Genomic DNA, 19749 nt, shown 5'->3' on the forward strand with positions numbered 1-19749 from the left:
CGCCGTTCGTCGGCGACTCGCCCGTCGCGGTGGCCTACCAGCACGTCCGGGAGGATCCGGTGCCGCCGTCGCAGCGGCACAACGGCATCTCCCCTGAACTGGACGCGGTGGTGCTCAAGGCGCTGGCGCCGCTGGTGGCCCGGGCGCGCCGGCTGCTCGACGGGCGTTCGTTGTGGACGGCGGGCATCGCGGGCCTGGGCCTGGCCCTGCCGTCGGTCGACTACCTGGCCGCGCTGGCACTGATCGTCGCGTCCGGCGCCGCGGCCGCGGTGCAGTTCGGCGCGCTGATCCTGTTCAACGTGGTGGCGTTCGCGCTCGTGGAGATCCCGCTGCTGTGCTATCTGGTGGCTCCCGACCGCACCCGCGCGGCGCTGTCAGCGCTGTACGAGTGGCTGCGGGCCCAGGGCCGGCGCGGGGTGTCCCTGCTGCTGGCCGCGGTCGGCTGTGTGCTGCTCGCCGTCGGGTTCGCAGGCCTGTGACGGCGGCCCGGCTTACGGAGGATTGTTCAGCACGTACTGCAGCCCGGACAGCAGCTGCGACACCGGGTCCGCGCCGCCGCCGAACGCGGCCTGGGTGGCCGGCGCGGTGACCTCGGCGGGGTCGTAGCCGTTCACCGGGTCGACCGTGATCGGCGCGGTCAACGGGTCGTCGTGCCGCGAGTAGCCCGCATCCACATACGGTTTGAGCACCCGGTCCAGCTCGATCAGCGTCTCCTTGGGCACCCCGAGGTACTTGAACGGCAGCACCAGCGGGAGATGCTCCTCGGGGATCAGGTACGTCGTCGTCTTGGCGCCCCTGGAGTTGACGGTGGTCCGGATGTTCTGCGGAGGCACCATGCTCGGCTCGGTGAACGCGACCGCGGTGTGGCCGGTGGCCAGGCCGACGATCGCGTTGGCGACCGAGATCCAGTTGTCCGGCCGGTCCGGCCAGTCGGCGATGCTGTCGTATGCGGAGACGAATTGGTATGTGTCGTATTGGCTTTCGACCGGCGGCGGGATCCGGTAGTCGAGCGACGGCACCACGCTGCCGACCGGGAACACCTGGGTCAGGAAGCTCTCCCCGAACGCGTGCCGGGCCACCGGATCGCCGTACATCGCGAAGCTCAGCTCGCTGGGCGGTGGGGCGGCCGGGTCGTAGGCGAGTTTGGCCTGCACGTCGTTGAGCACCATGGCGCCCTCGGACAGGCCGATCGCGGTGCCGGGGCCGCCGTCCCGGATCGCCTTGATGGTGTCGGGCGAGCCGACGTCGACCGACTCACCGACGCTGGGGCCGTCGAGCCCGAGGCCGGGCGCAAAGCGGTCGCCGAAGGCGCCGATGCCCGGGAACAACCGCTCCAGGGTGTGGCCCTGAACCTGCCCGGCCGGGTAGTCGACGATCTGCCGGTCCAGCCCCGGGAACCAGTCCGCGCCCGTGCGCATGATGTATTCGTCGTACGGGATGCCGAGCACGTGGGCGCCGCCCAGCGCATAGGCCCGGCCCGGGGTGCCGATCGGCGGTACGTCGCCCGGAGCGGGCGGCGCGGGCGGTGGGGCGTCGTCGGCGGCGGCGATGCCGAACCCGAGACACCCTGCGGCGCCGAGGGTTGTCAGCGCAGTGCCGAATGCGAGAAATCGCCTCAATCCACTCTCCCGCCCTTCCGGCTGCCCTGGTCGGAAACCTTACCCCGCGGCCCCATCGAACTCAGGCGTCCAACCGGACGAACTGGTCCTGCCGATACTGCTCGGCGCACGCGGCGCGACGGATCTTGCCGCTGGTGGTGGTCGGGATCGACCCGGACGGCACCAGCACGAGGTCGGCCACGCTGAGGCCGTGCGCGTTGGAGATCGCGGCGGTGACCTCGCTCTTGACCGCGCCGAGCCGGTGGCTCGCGTGCTCGTCGCGGTCGGCCGGCTGCTTGAGCTCGATCACGGTGACCAGTTCCTCGGTGCTGCGCACCGGAACCGATATCGCCGCGACCCGGCCCCGCGTGATCGCCTGCACCGTGGCCTCGATGTCCTCGGGATAGTGGTTGCGCCCGCGGATGATCAGCAGATCCTTGATCCGGCCGACGATGAACAGCCCGCCGTTGTGGACGAAGCCCAGATCGCCGGTCCGCAGCCACGGCCCGTCCTCGGTGCCGGGCGACGGTTCGACGATCGTCGCGCCGAAGGTGTCCTGCGCCGCCGGCGGTTCGCGCCAGTAGCCGTCGGCGACGTTCTCGCCGTGCACCCAGATCTCGCCGATCGAGTCCGGTGGGCACTCGCGGCGGGTTTCGGTGTCGACGATGCGCAGCGACGGGGAGACCGGCACCTGGTACTCCACCAGTGCGGTGACCTTCCCGGCGGACGCACCCCTGCCGGGCGCGCACGGCAGCACCCGTCCCGCACCCAGTTCCGCGGCGTCGAAGTACGACGCCGGCGCGGACTCGTTCCAGACGCTGGTCGTGACGAACACCGTCGCCTCCGCCAGACCGTAGGCGGGACGCATCATGTGGTCGCGGAAGTTGAAGTGCGCGAAGCGGTCCACGAAGCGGTGCAAGGTGGCCGGCGCGACACGTTCGGCACCGCTGATGATGCCCACCACCCCGCCGAGATCCAGCCCGGCCAGGTCCTCGTCGGTGGTCTTGCGGGCGGCCAGGTCGAACGCGAAGTTCGGCGCCGACGACCAGGCGTGCGGGTTCTCGGCGAGCGCGCGCATCCAGCGGGCCGGCCGCTCCAGGAACGACACCGGGCTGGTCAGCTCGGCGCGACGGCCGTTGAGGATCGGTGCGCAGACGCCCAGCACCAGCCCCATGTCGTGGTAGAAGGGCAGCCAGGACACCAGCGTGGCGTCCGGCGGCAGCGGGGACCGGGCGAAGAAGCTGCGCATCAGCTGGTCGAAATTCGCCGTGAGGTTACGGTGCGAGATCACCACCCCGGTCGGCCGACGGGTCGACCCCGAGCTGTACTGCAGGTACGCGATGTCCGGAACGTCAACGGGCGCAAGGGGCGTCGGGTCCACGGCGGCGAAGTTCAGCGCGTCGACCTCGATGATCGCCGGCGTCGTGTCCAGCGGCGACCGGGCGATGTGGTCACCGACGTCGCCTGCGACCGCCGACGTGGTGAGCACGACGGTGGGTTCGGTGTCGGCCAGGATCGGCCCCAGCCGGTCGTCTCCGGAGCCGCGGTGCGGCAGCGGCAACGGGACCGCGACGAGACCAGCCTGCATGGCTCCCAGAAACGTCAGGATGTACTCGAGTCCCTGCGGGGCCAGGATCACCGCGCGGTCACCGACCGCGCCGTGCCGCCGGATCTCCGCGGCCACGGTCACGGTCCGGCCCGCCAGCTGCGACCAGGTCAGGCTCTCGGCAACGCCGGCCGGGTCCTGCAGGTAGTCGGTGAAGGTGAAGGCGACGTCGTCGGGGCGCATGCTGGCGCGCCCGTGCAGCATCGACAGGATCGACGGGGTCGCCGATGAAGGCGTCGAAGTCACGATGGGTCCGCGGCCGGCACGTGTCGTAGTTTCACATACCTCACCCATGCACACCGACCTTGTCCTCACGGGGTTCGGTCACCCGCGAGGGCCACCAGTTCGCGCGCCCGACCAGCGCCGCGATGGCCGGCACCGTGATGGTGCGGACCACGAAGGTGTCCAGCAGGATCCCGACCCCGATCACGAAACCGCCCTGCACCACGATGCCGATGCTGGCGAACAGCAGCCCGGCCATCGACGCGGCGAAGATCAGCCCCGCGGCGGTGATCACCCCACCGGTGGAGCTCAGGGTGCGGATGACGCCGTAGCGCACACTGTGCGGGGACTCGTCACGCAGGCGCGACACGAACAACATGTTGTAGTCGGCGCCGACGGCGACCAGCACCACGAACGCCAACGGTGGCACGCTCCAGTGCAATTCCTGATCGAGCAGCACCTGGATGACCAGCACCCCGATGCCGATCGCCGCGAAGTACGACAGCACCACCGAACCGACGAGATACAGCGGGGCGATGACCGACCGCAGCAGCACGGCCAATGTCAACAGCACCACGATCAGGGTCACGATGATGATGAACCGGATGTCGCGTTCGTAGTAGTCGCGGGTGTCGCGCAGCGAGGCGGGGAATCCGCCCATCGAGATCGACGCGTCGGCGAGCGTGGTGTTGGGCTTCGCGCCCTCGGCGATGTCGCTGATCGCGTTGACCTGATCCATCGCCTCGGGGCTGAACGGGTTCAGCCGGGTCTGCACCAGATACCGCACCGAGTGGCCGTCCGGCGAGATGAACGCCTCGGCGGCCTTCTGGAACTCGACCGCGCCCAGCACCTCGGCCGGGATGTTGAACCCGGCCATCGACGACGCCGCGGCGTCGTTGCGCATGGTCAGCAGGAACGCCGAGGCCTGGTCGAGTCCGGCGGCCATCACCTTGATCTGCGCGACGAGTTCGTCGACGCCGCCGGCGACCTGGCGGCTTCCGCCGGCCAGCCGCTCGGCGCCGCTGCGGACGTCCCTCAGGCCCGCCTGCGCGCCGCTCGGGGAGTCCAGACCCAGCTCGTCGACGGCCTCGACGATGTCCGTCATCGCCGCGTTCAACGTCTTGACGGTCTGGTTCAGCGACTGCGTGTCGTCGAGCCCCTCCAGCTCCCCGGCCAGGGTGTTGATCCGTTCCAGCCGTCCGTCCCCACGCGTGTCCATCAACTGCTGGAACTGGGCGCGGGTGTTCACGCAGGACGGGTTCGCGTCGCAGACCGCGTTGCCGTTCAACGCCATCAGGACCGGGCCGATCCAACCGAACATGTCCCGCACCGCGGCGAAGTTGATGCCCATCGACAGGCCGAGCTCGTTGACGCTCTGCACCAATTTGGCCGCCGTCTCGACGTCACGCACCAGCCGCTCCCCGCCGTACTCGACACGCACCCGCGTGACCGCGTCCAGCAGCGTCTGCAGGCTCGGCGCGATCTCGTTGACCTGCGCGCGCACGTCGGCGAGCGTGTCGGCCAGCGTGTTGGCCCCGTCGGCCAGGGTGTTGAGGTCCTCGGTGCGCTCGCCGATCTGGGCCGAGCCGGCGGCCAGCCGGTCCCCGACGATGCCGGCCTGGAAGGTGGCCCGGAACTCGGCGGGCACCTCGCCCAGCGGCCGGGTGACGCCGCTGACCAGGCCGATGTCGGGCAGTTGCGCAATGCGCGACGCCATCTGTTCCAGATCCGCGAGCGCCTGCGGGCTGCGCAGGTCGCGCGGCGACTGCACCAGGACGTACTGCGGGATGGACTGGCTGATCGGGAAATGACGTTCCAGCGCCGCGTAGCCGACCGAGCTGGGCGCCGACGCGGCGACGACCTTGCGGTCGTCGTAGTTGAACTTCGCGAAGATCGCACATCCGGCCAGCAGCACCAGCACCAGCACGCTGGCGACCAGATGCGGCACCGGCCTGCGCACGATGCGGATGCCCGACCGCCGCCACCACTGCGTGGTCAGTTCGCGGCGCGGCTTGATCCAGCCGCGCGGCCCCGCGAGGACCAGGATCGCCGGCAGCAGGGTCATCCCGGCCAGGTACGCGACACCGATGCCGATCGCCGCCGCGACGCCGATCGTCTTGAACACCCCCATCTGGGCGAAGTTCATGACGAGGAACGTGATGCCCACGGTGGCCGCGGAGGCCGTGATGACCTTGCCGATCGAGATCATCGCCGACTTCACCGCCTGATCGAACTCGGCGCCCGACCGCAGGTAGTCGTGGTAGCGGCTGATCATGAACACCGCGTAATCCGTTCCGGCCCCGGCCATGATCGCGCTGAGGAACACGATGGACTGGTTCGAGACACCCGAGCCGGTCAGCTGCGAGTAACCGGCCACCACGCCCTGGGCGATCAGCAGCGACGACCCGATGGTCACCAACGGCAGCAGCATGGTCACCGCGCTGCGGTACACGAGCAGCAGCACACCGAGCACCAGCACGGCGATCGCGATCTCGATGGGCAGGCGGTCCTGTTCACCGGCGACCGTCAGGTCCGCGACGGTGGCGGCGGGCCCGGTCAGGTGCACGTCCAGCGGCCCGTCACCGACGTTGTGCTTGACGATGTCGGCGACCCGGTTGAACGAGTCGAAGGCCCGCGGCGTGCCGAGCTCGCCCTCCAGGCTGACCGGCAGCACCCAGGTCGTCTTGTCCTCGCTGGTCAGAAACTGACGCAGCTGCGGGGTGCTGACGAAGTCCTGCACCGACACCACGTCGGTGACGTCGTCGCGCAGCGCGTCGACCACCTCGCGGTAGGTGACCTCGTCGGCGGGCCGCAACCCGTCCTCGTTGATGAACGCGACGACGAGGAGGTTGTCCGATCCCGGTTCCTGGAACGCCTCGGCCATCTTCCGGGCGGTGACGCTCGACGGGGCGTCGGCGGGCAGGATGACCAGCGGGTTCTTCTCGGCCATTTCGCCCAGCGACGGAAACGAGGCGGGCAGCGCAAGCGCCAGCGCGACCCAGACGCCGATGACCGCCCAGGGCCACCGCACCACCACATCGGCTAGCCGCCGCATATCGTTCTCACCCCCGATGCCACGCTATGCGACGCGCCCCCAGTGCCCGCGGTCGGCGACGAGCGCGCACACCGACTTCATCGCCAGCATGTAACGGGTGGCCGACTTGCGGGCGACCGGATTGTCGGGATGCATGATGGCCATCACGGTGCCCTCGCCGTAGCGGAAGATGTACACGGTGAGCTGGTACGAGAAACGGCCGTCCGGGTAGATGCCGATGTTGTTCGCCAAGCCCATCTCGCCGGCGGCGAGAATGGCGTTGAGCGGGGCCGCGCCGCCGTGCAGGAAATTCGACACCGGGAAATTCGGGTCCGGCCATTTCAGCCACGGCGCCAACTCCAGCACCCGGTAGTACGGCACCTTGGCCATGTTCAGGTTCGAGTCGAACGACGTCTGCGCCGACCAGGCGGCGTCGGCGAACGACGCCGCTCCGATCGGGATCGTGATCGGGATCAGCCCGGTGAACCAGCCCTGCGTCATGAAGTTGTCGGAGGCAGAGCGTGAATCACGCGGCGTCAGGCCGTAATACGTCAACGCACCGGTCAGCTCGTGTTCGACCTGGGCCAGGCACGCGAACAGGCCACCGACGAACCGCGCGCCGGCGGCCGTGCACGCGGCCTCGAAGCGTCCGGTCTGCGCGTCGTCGAGCAGCAGTTCGGAGGTCATGTCGCTACGGGTCGACTCCCTCGGGTTGCCCAGCGGAAGCGGGAATTCGGGGAAGCCGCCGTCGTTGTTCTCGGCGAATTCGATCCAGGCCTGCACCTCGGGCGAATCCAGTGTCAGCGCCGACGTGTGCTCACGCTCGCGGACACAGAAGTCGTCGAAACTGCCGGCGTCCGGCAGTGTCAGCGCCTCACCACCGCCGCTCAGCGCCGAATACATGCCGTTGGCCTCCAGCATCGTGGTGCCGATCAGCGTCGCGTCGCCGTGCACGTGGTCCATCGCGGCGAAGAAGGTGAAATGCCCGTCGTTCTGGATCACCCCGAACGTGAAACAGCCCCATTCCAGCGGGCTCGGGATGGCCACCACATGGTCGCGGATCTCGTCGACGGTCATGGTGCCGTGCTCGATCGGCACGAACTCGATGTCGGCCGGATCCTCGAGGGCGTGCCGGACGAACTCGCCGTCGCCGCTCTGGGCGAACCAGCTGCGGAACGTATCGTGCCGGCGCAGGTACGCGTTGACCGCGTGGTCCATCGCGGCGATGTCGCACTCCCCGGGCACCTCGCAGCTGGCGATGATCTGGCGGGAGAAGGTCAGCCCCGCGGCGGTCCGCTCGCAGAAATTGCGCAGATGCTGCCCCTGCATGTAGCTGACCGGCACTGTGCTGCGCGGCGCCCGGCGCGCCTTGTCCACGGCCGCGGCCGTCGGGTGCCAGGACGTCACAGCGCCTGAACTGAGCGACCATTCGTCAAGTGCGCCAACCGTGATCTTGCCGATGCGCAAATCTTGACCCTTCCGATGATTCCCGCCCGGCCGCTTGGAGAACGCGGCATCGGGCCGTTGCCGGATCAACATATACCGGCCCGGGCCACGGGTGCCGGGCGTCCGCCATATCCCCGCCGGGCAACACCGCACGCGCGGTAGCCCTCCATGCCATAGTGTCCGTCGGGGGAAGTGGGTCTTCGGCGCGACGGGTGTCCCGTGTAGTCGCATTTCACGTCGAGCAAGGAGGTCAGCGGCATGGGATCCGGCGAACAACGGAACGACCCAGCTCCACGGTTCGCGATCGTCGGTTACGCCGCGCGTCTCCCGGGCGCGTCGGACGCCGGCGAATACTGGGACGTTCTGCGCGACGGGCGCGACGCGATCGCCGAGGTGCCGAAGGACCGTTGGGACGTCGACGACTTCTTCGACCCTGAACCCGGCACACCCGGCAAGGTCGTGACCCGTCGGGCCGGTTTCGTCGAGGACGTGGCGGGCTTCGACGCGCCGTTCTTCGGCATGTCCACCCGCGAGGTCAGGTTGATGGACCCCCAGCACCGACTGCTGCTGGAGACGGCCTGGCGCGCCGTGGAGCACTCGGGCACCGCGCCCACCTCGTTGGCGAACACCAACACCGGCGTGTTCGTCGGGCTGGCCACCCACGACTACCTGGGGATGGCCTCCGACGAGCTGACCTACCCGGAGATCGAGGCCTACATGGCCATCGGGACGTCGAACGCGGCGGCGGCGGGCCGGATCAGCTACCGGCTGGGTCTGCAGGGACCCGCGGTCGCCGTCGACACGGCGTGCAGCTCGTCGCTGGTGGCCATCCATCAGGCGTGCCAGGCGCTGCGCCTGGGCGAGTGCGATCTGGCCCTGGCGGGCGGCGCGAACGTGCTGCTGACGCCGGCGACGATGATCACGTTCTCCAACGCGCACATGCTCGCACCCGACGGCCGGTGCAAGACCTTCGACGCGGCCGCCGACGGCTATGTGCGCGGCGAGGGCTGCGGCGTCATCGTGATCAAGCGTCTGGAGGACGCGCTCGCCGACGGCGACCGGATCCGGGCCGTGATCCGGGGCAGCGCGGTCAACCAGGACGGGGCATCGGGTGGCCTCACGGTACCGAACGGTGTTGCGCAGCAACAGGTCATCGCCGCGGCGCTGAGACGAGCCGGTGTCGAGCCCGCCGACGTGGACTACCTGGAGGCACACGGCACCGGGACTTCCCTCGGCGACCCGATCGAGGTGCAGGCCGCCGGCGAGGTGCTCGGCGCGGGACGCGAACCCGGCCGGCCGCTGCTGATCGGCTCGGCGAAGACCAACATCGGGCACCTGGAGGCGGCCGCCGGCATCGCGGGTGTGCTGAAGGTCGTGCTGGCGCTGGAACACGCGACGCTGCCCAAACATCTCAATTTCGAGAACCCGTCGCCGCACATTCCGTGGGAACGGCTCGCCGTCGAGGTGGTCAGGGAGACCACGCCGTGGGAGCGCAACGGCCGGCCACGCATCGCCGGGGTCAGCTCGTTCGGGTTCGCCGGGACCAACGCACACGTCATCCTCGAAGAAGCCCCCGAGCAGACCGTGGCGCCGGCCGCGGAACCCCAACGGGCCGAGCGGTTCAGCGTTCTTCCGCTATCGGCGCGCACGCCCGCCGCACTGGTGCAGCTGGCCGGGCGGTACCGCAGCTGGTGGCGCGACCACCCCGAGGCCACCCTGGCCGACGTGTGCTTCACCGCGGGCACGGCGCGGGCGCACCTGGAACACCGGGCCGCGGTGGTGGCGGACTCCCGGGAGTCCGCCGTCGAACTGCTCGGCGCGCTGGCCGACGACCGCCCGGCGCCCGGCCTGGTCCGCGGCGAGTGCTATGAGGCGCCGAAGACGGCGTGGCTGTTCACCGGTCAGGGCAGCCAGTACCCCGGCATGGCCCGCGAACTGTTCGACACCGAACCGGTCTTCGCCGACACTGTGCGCCAGTGCGCCGAAGCGGTCGCGGACGTGCTCGAAAAGCCGTTGTTGGACGTGATTTTCGACCTGGACAGCCGGGACGGTGAAGAGACACTGCGGCAGACCAGCTACGCCCAGCCCGCCCTGTTCGCGGTCGAGATGGGTCTTGCCCGGCTCTGGCAGTCGTGGGGTTTCGAACCCGACGTGGTGCTCGGCCACAGCGTCGGCCAATACTCGGCGGCGTGTGTCGCGGGCGTGTTCAGCCTCACCGACGGCGCACTGCTGATGGCCGAGCGCGGCCGGCTGTTCGGCGGTCTGCCCGCGGGGGGCCGCATGGTCGCGGTGTTCACCGCCGCCGAGCGGGTCGAGGCCGTGACCGACGACTTCCCGGCCCTGTCGGTGGCCGCCTACAACGGCGCCAACACCGTATTATCCGGTCCCGCAGCCGATCTGGAGAGAGCGGTGGCCACGCTGGCCGCCGACGGAATCCGGTGCGACTGGCTGGAGACCAGCCACGCGTTCCACTCCGCGCTGCTGGACCCGATCCTCGACGAGTTCGAGTCGTACGCCCAGCGGTTCACGTTCGCGGCCCCGCAACGGATCCTGATCGACAACCGGACCGGCGCGGCGCTCGGCCGCAGCGTGAAGCTCGACGGCGCCTACTGGCGCAGGCACGCCCGGCAACCGGTGCAGTTCGCCAAGAGCGTGCGCACCCTCGCCGAGCTGAACTGCAAGCTGCTCGTGGAGATCGGCCCCCGTCCGGTGCTGACCGCCGCGGCCCTCGGCGCGTGGCCCGACCCGGCCACCACTCCCCGGGTGATCACGTCGCTGCGCCGCAACACCGCCGCCGCCACCGCCACCCCCGCGGCAACATCGGATCGTTCCCGCGCCACCGCCTCCTCCCCGCAGGAAACCCCGGCGGCTGCGCCGCATCGTGCACGTCGCGCTGGTGCTCGTGCTGCTGGTCGTCGTCGGCACGGTCGCCGCAGCCCTGTGGGTCGATTCGACGCTCACCCGCGTCCCCGCCCTCACCGATCACCCGGACCGTCCGGCACCGGGCGCGGGCACGACCTGGCTGCTCGTCGGCTCCGACGGCCGCGAGGGGCTGACGCCCGAACAGCAGGCCGAGTTGTCCACCGGCGGCGACCTCGGGGGTAGCCGGACCGACACGATCCTGCTGGTGCACCTGCCCGGGCTGGGCGCCGCGATCCCCGCCACCATGGTGTCGATCCCGCGCGACTCCTACATCCCGATCCCCGGGTACGGCAGCGACAAGATCAACGCCGCGTTCACCCTCGGCGGTCCGCAGTTGCTCGCGCAGACCGTCGAGACGGCCACCGGCCTGCGCATCGACCACTACGCCGAGATCGGCTTCGGAGGTTTCGCCGGACTGGTGGACGCCGTCGGCGGGGTGACGATGTGCCCGGCCGAGCCCATCAGCGATCCGCTGGCGGGCCTTGATCTACCGGCCGGCTGCCAGCGGCTGGACGGACGGTCGGCGCTGGGCTTCGTGCGTTCCCGCGCCACCCCCCGTGCGGACCTGGACCGGATGGCCAACCAACGACAGTTCATGAGCGCGCTGGTGGAGCGCGCCGCCAGCCCGGCCGTACTGCTCAACCCGTTGCGGTGGTATCCGATGCTGCAGGCAGCGGCCGACACCGTGACGGTCGGCGACGGCGACCACGTGTGGGACCTCGCCCGGCTGGCGTGGGCACTGCGCGGTGACGTCACCAACGTGACCGTGCCGATCGGCGAGTTCACCGCCAACGGGTCCGGGTCCATCGTGGTATGGGACAGCGACGCCGCGCAGCGGCTGTTCTCCGCGCTGGCGTCCGACACCCCTGTGCCGCAGGACGTGCTGGACGCCGGGAACCCCTGACCACCGCTGACACCCCAGCAAATTTTGTTGTCGGCGTCACAATGGTCAACCTTACTAAGGCAAAGCTTCCCTCGGTAAGGGTCACCTTTGCTGAAAACCAATCTTGACCTGGTCTATTGTTGGCCCATGACTTCCACCGCCGCTTTCGATGCACTCGACACCAAGTTCCACAGCCTGCTCAATGACCAGGTGCGCAGCGAACTCGGAGCCTCTCAGCAGTATCTCGCCGTCGCGGTGTATTTCGACAGCTCCGACCTGCCGCAGCTGGCCAAGTTCTTCTATCGCCAGTCGATCGAGGAGCGCAATCACGCGATGATGCTGGTGCAGTACCTGATCGACCGCGGCGTGCAGACCGAGATCCCGGCCGTCGATCCGGTGCGCAACTCCTTCGAGACCCCGCGGGACGCCATCGGCCTCGCGCTCGAACTGGAGCGTGCTGTCACCGACCAGATCAGCAGGCTGGCCGCGACCGCGCGCGACGAGGGTGACTACCTCGGTGAGCAGTTCATGCAGTGGTTCCTCAAGGAGCAGGTCGAAGAGGTCGCGTTGATGAGCACGCTGGTGCGCATCGCCGAACGGGCGGGATCGGACCTGTTCCACCTCGAGGACTACGTCGCGCGCGAGATCTCCGCGCCGGACGCCGACCCGTCGGCGCCCAAGGCCGCAGGCGGCGCGCTCTAGTCGCGTTCGGCGCCGGTCAGACCGGTCTGGAGCCACAACTTGGTGCGGCCCGGATGGTTCGTCGCTATCCAGGCCACACCGAGGTCGCGGCAGTACTGCACGTCCTCGTAGTGGTCGACGGTCCAGCAGTACAGCGCGCGGCCCTGCGCGGCGGCGCGGTCGACCAACTCCGGGTGCTCACGCAGAGTCGCGATGGACGGCCCCACCGCGGTGGCTCCCACCGTGGTCGCCGCGCTTCCCCCGAGATAACGCGACGTCTCCCCCAGCAGCACCGTCGGCAGCATCGGCGCGGCGCGCCGGATGCGCCACACCGCCGCCGCCGAGAAGGACATCACCACCGCCCTGGCCAGATCGGCCGAAGCCGGCGACGCGATGCCGAACCGGTGCAGCAGCGCCAACACCTTGCTCTCCACCAGCGCGCCGTACCTGACGGGATGCTTGGTCTCGATGAAGATCTTCACCGGCCGGTTGCAGTCCAGGACCAGCGCGACGAGGTCGTCGAGGGTCAGCAGTCCGGTGTCTCCGGTGCTGCCGTCGGCTTTCCAGCTGGGATGCCAGGAACCGAAGTCGAGGTCGCGCAACTGCGCCAGCGTCATCTCGCTGACCAGCCCTGACCCGTTCGACGTGCGGTCGAGCCTGCGGTCGTGCAGGCACACCAGATGCCCGTCGCGGGTCAGGCGGACGTCACACTCGACCGCGTCCGCGCCCTCCTCGAGGGCGAGTTCGTAGGCCGCCCGGGTGTGCTCCGGACGGTCGGCCGAGGCACCTCGGTGGGCGACCACGAAGGGATGACCGCCGCACGTCCCGCCGGAGCTCATGCCGCTATGCTGCCGGGTTTTCGCCGTTGCTCTCAACCGAACGCGCGGGTTCGGCGTTCTCGGAGTTCTCCGAACTCTCGCGGATGGCCTCGACCATCACCCACCGGTGGGACGGCCGCTCCACCGGCTGACGCTCGAAACCGAGGAACACCCGCAGCGCGGCCAGCAGCGCCGCGCCGGCGACCAGGTACGCCACGATCGTGGTGACGGTGTTGTCCGCGATGCCTTGCGGATCGGCGGTGAAGCTGGTCGCGATCGCGAAGACCGACACCACGGTGCTGGCCACCCAGAGCAGCCACCAGAGCAGGATCGACCGCTGTAGCCAGCGCAGTCGGCCCTCGGTGCCGGCGAGTTCGATCACGAACACCGGCGCCCAGAGCAGATTGACGAACGGGACCAGGCAGCCCAGCCGCAGCGCCCACCCCGGCCTCGGCTCCTGGTGGCCGTGGTGGGCGAACGCCGATGCCCGGCGCGCGATCAGCCAGTTCATCAGGACGATGACGCTCGCGACCGTCATGAACGCGGCCACGACGCTCACCGCGACGCCGCCCCAGGTGGCCGCACCGGCGATCCACGGGTTCAGCAGCACCGAGCGGTTGATGATCAACAGGATGTAGCGGACCAGATGCACGAACGCCGCGGCGCCGAGCACGGCCGTCGTCACCACCAGCGTTCTGCGCACCGCGGTCGCCGACGGCCCCTTCTGCTGGACGGCCTGTTCGACCGGGGCGTCGAAATGTTCGACCAGACCCCATCGCGGGATGGTCTGGTACCGCGGTGTCGGCCCGAGGTCACGGCGCACGCGCCGGGGCCGCGGGGGCGCGCCCGGCCGCACGGCCACCCAGCGATAGCCGGACGGTAACCGCTGTCCCTGACGTTCGAGGTCACGGGGCGGGTTCTGGCGCGGGTCCCAGCCCTGTCCGGAAGCGTGACCCGACGGAGCGAGCAGCGTGCCGCGGCAGCGCGGGCACCACACCCGCTGCCGGTCGCGCACGTTCCACCGCGTCCCGCACTGGGAACACACTTGGATCATCGGACCAGAGTAAGTCAGACCGTGCCTGCCCCTCCGCTGTCGGTGACCACCGGACGTCCGGCTCCCGCCCAGGCCAGCATCCCGCCGGCGACGTTGATCGGCTCGTAGCCGTTGCGGGCCAGGTACTGGGCTACCCGTTGGGAGCGGCCGCCGGCATGGCACACGACGTACAGCTGCGCCCGGCTGTCGATCTCCGCCAGCCGGGCGGGTACGTCGCCCATCGGGATGTGCTGAGCGCCGGGCGCGTGACCGCGCTGCCACTCATCGTCTTCGCGCACGTCCAGCAGGACCACGGTCTCGTCGAAGTCGACCGGAACGTCGCCGACCGCCGCCTGCGGCACCTCCGTGTCATCCATGACCTCATGCTGGCACGTGCCCGCCCGACTGGCCAGGATCCGACGTGGCAGCAATACCGGTGACCGGTCCACTATCCACAGTTTCCACAAGTTCATCCACAGGTCCGTGCGTCGGCCGCCGGGGCCATGAGCTAGTCGGCAGCGGGCGGCGGACCGCTGTGCTGTGGATAACCTGGACCTAAGTCGTGGACCGCGATCAACAGGTCATGATCGCCTTGAGCGAAATGCCTCGATCTGCTAACTACTTTTCGCGGACGGGCAGCGCTCCGTACACGATTTCGTCGCGGCGAAGATCAAGCGTTATGATCGCCGTCACACGAGCGGACTTGTGACTGATCTCACTGAACCGGTGAGTTGGGGGAGGTAACAGCGTGCAGGCGAGGAGCATCTGATGGCGTCGTCTTCGATGAATTCGGGGTCGGCCTTCCAGCCGTCCGAGTGGCATTCCTCCACGCGCGTCTACACCCGCAGCCAGCTGATGGCGTTCCTGCGCGCCGGGCTCATCGCCCTGGTGCTCCTCGGCGTTCTCGCGCTGATCGTCCTGTACTGACCGACCGGCGCACCTACCCGCCGCGGCGTCCCGGCATCCGCCAGAACACGCGATAGGTCTCCGCCGAGCTCACCGGTCCGAAGTCGTGTGAATCGCTCGCACCGGCCGCCCGCGGATTGTCCGAGCGCGCCTCGAACACGGTGCCGTAGACGTCTGCGACGCGTTTGACGAGCCAGCGGGTCGACTTGTGCGGGTGCCGGAAGACCCGGAGTTGGCCTTCCCGGGGCCTGCCGTCACGCCATGCCAACAACATGTCGCCGGGCTTGAGCGTGGGAAGCATCGAGTCCTCGACCACCACGAAACGGCGTATCGGCCAGCGCAACCCGCACCACCGTGGCCCATGGCTTCCCGGCATGGGCTAAGGGTAAGTTAGGGACCATGCTGCATCGACTGTTCGCCAACGCCACGCCCGCCCATGCCCACTGCGACCTGTACTGCGGCGTCTACGACCCCGCGCAGGCCAAGATCGAGGCGCTGTCCTGCCTCAAGACGATCCAGAAGTACCACGACTCCGACGACGAGCACTTCAAGACCCGCGCCATCATCATCAAGGAGCGTCAGGCCGAGGAGGTCAAGCACCACCTGATGGTGCTCTGGGCCGACTTCTTCACCAAGGATCACTTCGAGCAGTTCCCGAACCTGCACCAGCTGTTCTGGGAAGGTGTGCACGGTGCCGGCGACGTGAAGAAGTCGCTGGACGTGGCCGTGGCCGAGAAGCTCCTCAAGACGATCGACGAGATCGCCGACATCTTCTGGCAGACCGACAAGGGCAAGCAGATGGGCGTCTACCCGCCTGCCTGACATCCCTGCTGACAACGACACCCGGCTCGGTCCCAGACCGAGCCGGGTTTTGTTTGTCCGACTAGCAGTCGTGTCCTCTTGCGTGCCAACGGCTTTCTGCCGCATTCTGTCCGAATCGACCCAGGGACGTGTCGGGCATTGGTCTGGATGCCAGGAGGCGGAATGGAATTCGGGTCCGGGCGGGCGATCGAGATCGCCCCGTTTCACTCACGTGGGTCCTTGAAGGGATTCGTCGTCTCGGGCCGCTGGCCGGACTCCACCAAGGAATGGGCACAACTGCTCATGGTGGCCGTCCGTGTCGCGTCCCTGCCCGGGTTGTTGTCCACCACGACGATTTTCGGTGTGCGCGAGGAACTGCCGGACGAGCCGGAGCCGGGCACCGTCGGTCTGGTGCTCGCCGAGGGCACCGTGGTCGGCGACTCGGCCGTGCCGCCCGGCCATTTCGCCGATCGCCAGCCGCCGGCGTTGATGATGCTGCATCCGCCGTCGGAGACCACGCCGTCACTTCCCGAGTGCACCGGCGCGGCGTCGGGCTGCGTGCTGCTGCCCGGCCTGCCCCACCTGGGTCTGGAACACCGGGCGGCGTGGGTCGAGGCGGAGTCCGACGGCACGGTGACCTCGATGGTCAGCCGGGTCGGGGTGGATCCGATCAGCCACCCCGACACCGCGATCCTCGCGATGCTCCTCGCCGCTTGACAGGGCCGATCGCGCGCCGGCCCCTGGGGGTCGTTCCGGGCCTGCCACTGGCTACTGACACTTTCATCGGCTGCGTTCCGCCCCGACATCACCGGCGTTTGCCGCGCCACATGGCGCGAAGCGCGTTCCGACCCACCGCGGCGACCTCCGCCGACAGCGCATCCAGCAAACCTCGTCGGCGCCAGGAACCGGGGAGGCCTCCGTTGCCGGCCGCACATGAGGCAACTTATGTGATCGCAGCTACCGTAAAGACGCGCGTATGCTGGCTACGAGGCCGTTAGTATTTGCTTAACCGCACCGTATTATGGCAGTGCGAGTTGCGGATCTTGACGCCGTTCACACCAGCAGCGGCACACCACACTGCTCACCGAGTTGACTTTGACACGGTTTGCACTTGGTTGTGGCCACAACTCTCGCTACGATGATCAGCAAATACGCCGCCCTATGAATCCGCTCGCCTGTATGTGGAGGTCAATCCGATGAGCAATACGTTTGCCGCTCGCCTCAACCGCTTGTTCGACACGGTTTACCCGCCCGGACGGGGGCCGCACACCTCGGCGGAGGTGATCGCAGCGCTCAAGGCCGAGGGCGTCACCATGTCCGCGCCTTATCTGTCCCAGCTGCGGTCGGGCAACCGCACCAACCCATCTGTGGCAACGATGGCCGCGCTTGCCAACTTCTTCCGTATCAAGCCCGCGTACTTCACCGACGACGAGTACTACGAGAAGCTCGACAAGGAGCTGACGCTGCTCGCCGGGATGCGGGACGAAGGGGTTCGCCGGATTGCGGCGAGGACCGTCGGGCTGTCCGCGGAAGCCAAGCAGGACATCGTGCAGAAGGTCGACGAACTGCGTCGGCGCGAAAACCTCGACGATTAGCCTGTCTGCGGTTCCCGACCCTCAGTCGGCAACCGCGCCACCGCCTGCGTGTTCCGGGACGGCGTTCTCGGCGCCCGCGGTCAACCCGCGGTACGCGCGCGCGATCTCCAGGATCCACTCGCGATCGGAGTACGTGACAGGCTGGCGCAGCCAAGCCAGGCCGGGGAAGTTCTCGCGGGCGTCACCGGCCGCGCCGTGCCGCCCGTCATAGATCCAGGCGGCGATGGCGGCGGCCTGCTCGGTGGGCGGCACATCAGGAGCTTCCAGTTCGGTCCGCTCGACGAGTTCGTCCAGGTCGGCGACGTCAGAGCCGCGGCTGTCGACCGGCCGCAGCGCACCGTCGGCGGCGGTCGCTTCCAGGAACAGCGCATCGGAGATCAGCGACATCCGCTCGGCGACGCGGAACACCAGGGGGCCGCGCGGACGCACGCCGATCCCGACGTCAGGGTGCCGGCGCCCCAGCTCGTCGAGCAGCGGTTGGATCGTGTGCAGCTCCCGGCGCGCCCCGACCCAGTCCTCCAGGCTCGGGAGCAGCGACCCGGCCGCCACGATCAGCATCGCGCAGCCCAGCAGTGTCGCCGCGGCACCGACACCGACCAGGCCGGTGGTACCGACCGCACGCAACAGGATGAACGCCAGCGCCAGCACGATGAGCACGATGCCGACGGTGAAGACGAACAGCGCCCGGCCCCGCCGCGTCCGGTTGGAGTGGCGCAACCCCGCCCAGGCCACCAGGCTCAGCGCCAGCAGCACGTACAACAGCGGCAGCAGCCACGGCAACGCGTTCCCGCCGGAGCCGAGATTGCGCCTCAGATACTCCTCCGGTGACATCTCCGGCTGCTGACCCGACGCCAGGAAGAACCCGAGGCTGACCGCCGCAATCACGGCGGCGACGCCGTACTGGGCGATCGCGATCCGCTTGGCGGTGGACGGCGAGCGGCTCGACGAGACCGTGGTGATCATCACGCAGCTGCCGGCCGCGCACGCCACCAGCGCCGCCTGGCTCAGGCCCATCGAGATATTGGGCCAGCGCAGCAGCGTGTCGATCAACAACGTCAGCGGCTGCCAGTGGAGCGCGGCGACGAAGCCCAGGCTGCCCAGGGCCAGGATCATCGCGGTGCTCACCAGGGACTGCTTGTTGGCGAGCGCCCAGCCGATGCGGAGGCCGGTGGCCAGTCCGAGGAGACCGGCGATCACCCAGATGATCAACCAAACGCCTCTCCGAGACGGACCTGGACAATCGAGGAACGGTCCGACGGCAGCCGTCCCAGTCGGTAGATCAGCAGCGCGGCGAAGTCTTCGGCCTCCTGTTCGGCGTCCTCGCCGCTGGGCCCCATGCAGCCGGTGCGCTGGTTGAGCATGTATCCGATCAGCTCCGAGCTGGCCAGCTCGGTGCTCTCCTGCGCCGCCTGGACCACGGGGATGCCTTCGTGGCCGAGGACGAGATGCCCCAGTTCGTGGGCCAGGGTGCGATCCCAGGCGGGCAGGCCCTGCTGGATCAGGAAGACGTCACGCTCGGCGTACTGGCGCCACTGTCCGCACACCCCCGGCGGCAGCTCGGCCGTCGCGACTTCGATGGGCCGGCCCCGGCTTTCGCTGACGGCTTCGACCAGCCGAGGCAGAGACACCTCACCTCGCCGCGGGGCCAGGTCGAGCACCTCACTGACCGCTCGCGTGACGGTGCGGCTCGCGGGCATGAATCCTCCTCTCGGTGGAGTTCACTATGCGCCGCCCGTCCCGGCGGGACGGGCGGATCTGTCAGTTCGTGAAACGTGCGATCCCGCTCGTTCGCACTCCTTGTCCGGCTTTGGCCTGGCGGTAGCCGACCAGGCCGCCGGCCCCGGTGAGGACCAGCAGCCCGAACAGTCCCGGGACAGCCAGGGCCGCAATCTGTGATAACCCCGCCCCGCGCAGATAATCGCCGTAGCCGACGCGGTAGGACGCGGGCAGCGCGAGATCGGCCCTCGCGGTCGGCGTGGCGGACTGCCGGGGCGGCGGTGTCTCAGTGATCAGACGGGGTGCGGCGGCGGGCGGCCCGGGCCCCCCGCCCGCGGCCAACCAGGCCGCGGGTGTGGGGGATCACGTCCTCGCTGACCTCGAAGGTCTTCTCGGGGTCGAAGCCCAGGATCTTCTTGGTGGCCGCCACCTCGTCGGCGCCGAGCGCCGAACCGTGCACGCCGCCGGTGTTCATCTTGTTGGGCGCC

16 protein-coding genes and 4 pseudogenes are annotated in these 19749 nt (G+C 69.1%); 9 read left to right on the forward strand and 11 right to left on the reverse strand.

The features are described 5' to 3' along the window. Both ASJ79_RS34620 and ASJ79_RS29130 read left to right on the forward strand, forming a co-directional pair. A pseudogene (locus ASJ79_RS34620) lies at positions 1-128 on the forward strand (hypothetical protein); the annotation flags it as partial. Further along, positions 129-479, forward strand: a pseudogene (locus tag ASJ79_RS29130) (GAP family protein); the annotation flags it as partial. It lies immediately after the preceding pseudogene. A gap of 12 nt (positions 480-491) precedes the next feature. Here ASJ79_RS29130 and pe read toward each other — a convergent pair. The 4 genes from pe to ASJ79_RS29150 form a co-directional block, all read right to left on the reverse strand. Then, positions 492-1619 carry an acyltransferase PE gene (gene pe / locus ASJ79_RS29135; RefSeq protein ID WP_067962997.1) on the reverse strand — a complete coding sequence of 376 codons (1128 nt, stop codon included), beginning with the start codon at positions 1617-1619 and terminating at the stop codon, positions 492-494. 61 nt (positions 1620-1680) lie between these two features. Continuing rightward, entirely contained in the window at positions 1681-3408 is a 1728-nt protein-coding gene (locus ASJ79_RS29140; RefSeq protein WP_067962999.1) for an AMP-binding protein, read from the reverse strand. An 82-nt stretch (positions 3409-3490) separates the two neighbouring features. Continuing rightward, complete coding sequence (locus ASJ79_RS29145; RefSeq protein ID WP_067963001.1) at positions 3491-6481, reverse strand: RND family transporter; 2991 nt, start codon at positions 6479-6481, stop codon at positions 3491-3493. A gap of 24 nt (positions 6482-6505) precedes the next feature. Further along, positions 6506-7927: a condensation domain-containing protein gene (locus tag ASJ79_RS29150; RefSeq protein ID WP_067963029.1), complete on the reverse strand. Its 1422-nt coding sequence runs from the start codon at positions 7925-7927 to the stop codon at positions 6506-6508. A gap of 237 nt (positions 7928-8164) precedes the next feature. On the opposite strand from ASJ79_RS29150, the pseudogene ASJ79_RS29155 reads away from it, so the two are divergent. From ASJ79_RS29155 to ASJ79_RS29165, 3 genes and pseudogenes are all read left to right on the forward strand, one after another. Further along, a pseudogene (locus ASJ79_RS29155) lies at positions 8165-10732 on the forward strand (type I polyketide synthase); the annotation flags it as partial. Between the two features lie 67 nt (positions 10733-10799). Next, on the forward strand, positions 10800-11732 hold the full coding sequence (locus ASJ79_RS29160) for an LCP family protein (protein ID WP_067963032.1): 933 nt from the start codon (positions 10800-10802) through the stop codon (positions 11730-11732). A gap of 126 nt (positions 11733-11858) precedes the next feature. After that, positions 11859-12413: a ferritin gene (locus ASJ79_RS29165; protein ID WP_067963003.1), complete on the forward strand. Its 555-nt coding sequence runs from the start codon at positions 11859-11861 to the stop codon at positions 12411-12413. On the opposite strand, the gene ASJ79_RS29170 is transcribed toward ASJ79_RS29165, so the two are convergent. The 3 genes from ASJ79_RS29170 to ASJ79_RS29180 are packed head-to-tail and all read right to left on the reverse strand — an operon-like array spanning position 12410 to position 14620. Continuing rightward, positions 12410-13231: a glycerophosphodiester phosphodiesterase gene (locus ASJ79_RS29170; RefSeq protein WP_067963006.1), complete on the reverse strand. Its 822-nt coding sequence runs from the start codon at positions 13229-13231 to the stop codon at positions 12410-12412. The genes ASJ79_RS29165 and ASJ79_RS29170 overlap by 4 nt on opposite strands. Positions 13232-13235: 4 nt before the next feature. Beyond that, entirely contained in the window at positions 13236-14264 is a 1029-nt protein-coding gene (locus tag ASJ79_RS29175; protein ID WP_067963009.1) for a DUF4328 domain-containing protein, read from the reverse strand. Positions 14265-14278: 14 nt separating this feature from the next. Next, positions 14279-14620: a rhodanese-like domain-containing protein gene (locus ASJ79_RS29180; RefSeq protein WP_067963013.1), complete on the reverse strand. Its 342-nt coding sequence runs from the start codon at positions 14618-14620 to the stop codon at positions 14279-14281. A gap of 391 nt (positions 14621-15011) precedes the next feature. Between ASJ79_RS29180 and ASJ79_RS33535 the strand changes: the two genes are divergently transcribed. Beyond that, positions 15012-15170 carry a hypothetical protein gene (locus ASJ79_RS33535; RefSeq protein ID WP_197420427.1) on the forward strand — a complete coding sequence of 53 codons (159 nt, stop codon included), beginning with the start codon at positions 15012-15014 and terminating at the stop codon, positions 15168-15170. A gap of 13 nt (positions 15171-15183) precedes the next feature. Here the strand turns inward: ASJ79_RS33535 and ASJ79_RS29185 are convergent, their stop codons facing one another. Further along, entirely contained in the window at positions 15184-15525 is a 342-nt protein-coding gene (locus ASJ79_RS29185) for a S26 family signal peptidase (RefSeq protein WP_255374779.1), read from the reverse strand. A gap of 23 nt (positions 15526-15548) precedes the next feature. On the opposite strand from ASJ79_RS29185, the gene sodN reads away from it, so the two are divergent. The 3 genes from sodN to ASJ79_RS29200 all read left to right on the forward strand — a co-directional run bounded on the left by sodN (position 15549) and on the right by ASJ79_RS29200 (position 17545). After that, positions 15549-15971, forward strand: a complete 423-nt coding sequence (gene sodN / locus ASJ79_RS29190; protein WP_067963016.1) for a superoxide dismutase, Ni — start codon at positions 15549-15551, stop codon at positions 15969-15971. A gap of 162 nt (positions 15972-16133) precedes the next feature. Beyond that, positions 16134-16667 (forward strand): peptidase, encoded by a 534-nt coding sequence (locus ASJ79_RS29195; RefSeq protein WP_067963019.1) that lies wholly within the window; start codon positions 16134-16136, stop codon positions 16665-16667. Between the two features lie 479 nt (positions 16668-17146). Beyond that, positions 17147-17545 (forward strand): helix-turn-helix transcriptional regulator, encoded by a 399-nt coding sequence (locus ASJ79_RS29200; protein WP_011782790.1) that lies wholly within the window; start codon positions 17147-17149, stop codon positions 17543-17545. A gap of 21 nt (positions 17546-17566) precedes the next feature. Here ASJ79_RS29200 and ASJ79_RS29205 read toward each other — a convergent pair whose 3' ends face one another. The 3 genes and pseudogenes from ASJ79_RS29205 to ASJ79_RS29215 all read right to left on the reverse strand — a co-directional run. After that, the gene (locus tag ASJ79_RS29205; RefSeq protein ID WP_067963021.1) at positions 17567-18754 is read right to left on the reverse strand and encodes a hypothetical protein; all 1188 of its coding nucleotides are present in this window, start codon (positions 18752-18754) and stop codon (positions 17567-17569) included. Beyond that, positions 18751-19242 (reverse strand): ImmA/IrrE family metallo-endopeptidase, encoded by a 492-nt coding sequence (locus ASJ79_RS29210; protein ID WP_067963024.1) that lies wholly within the window; start codon positions 19240-19242, stop codon positions 18751-18753. The genes ASJ79_RS29205 and ASJ79_RS29210 overlap by 4 nt, the downstream gene beginning before the upstream one ends. Before the next feature lie 335 nt (positions 19243-19577). Continuing rightward, positions 19578-19749, reverse strand: a pseudogene (locus ASJ79_RS29215) (hypothetical protein); the annotation flags it as partial.

It is taken from the genome of Mycobacterium sp. NAZ190054 (genome assembly GCF_001545925.1).
Taxonomy (GTDB): Bacteria; Actinomycetota; Actinomycetes; order Mycobacteriales; family Mycobacteriaceae; genus Mycobacterium.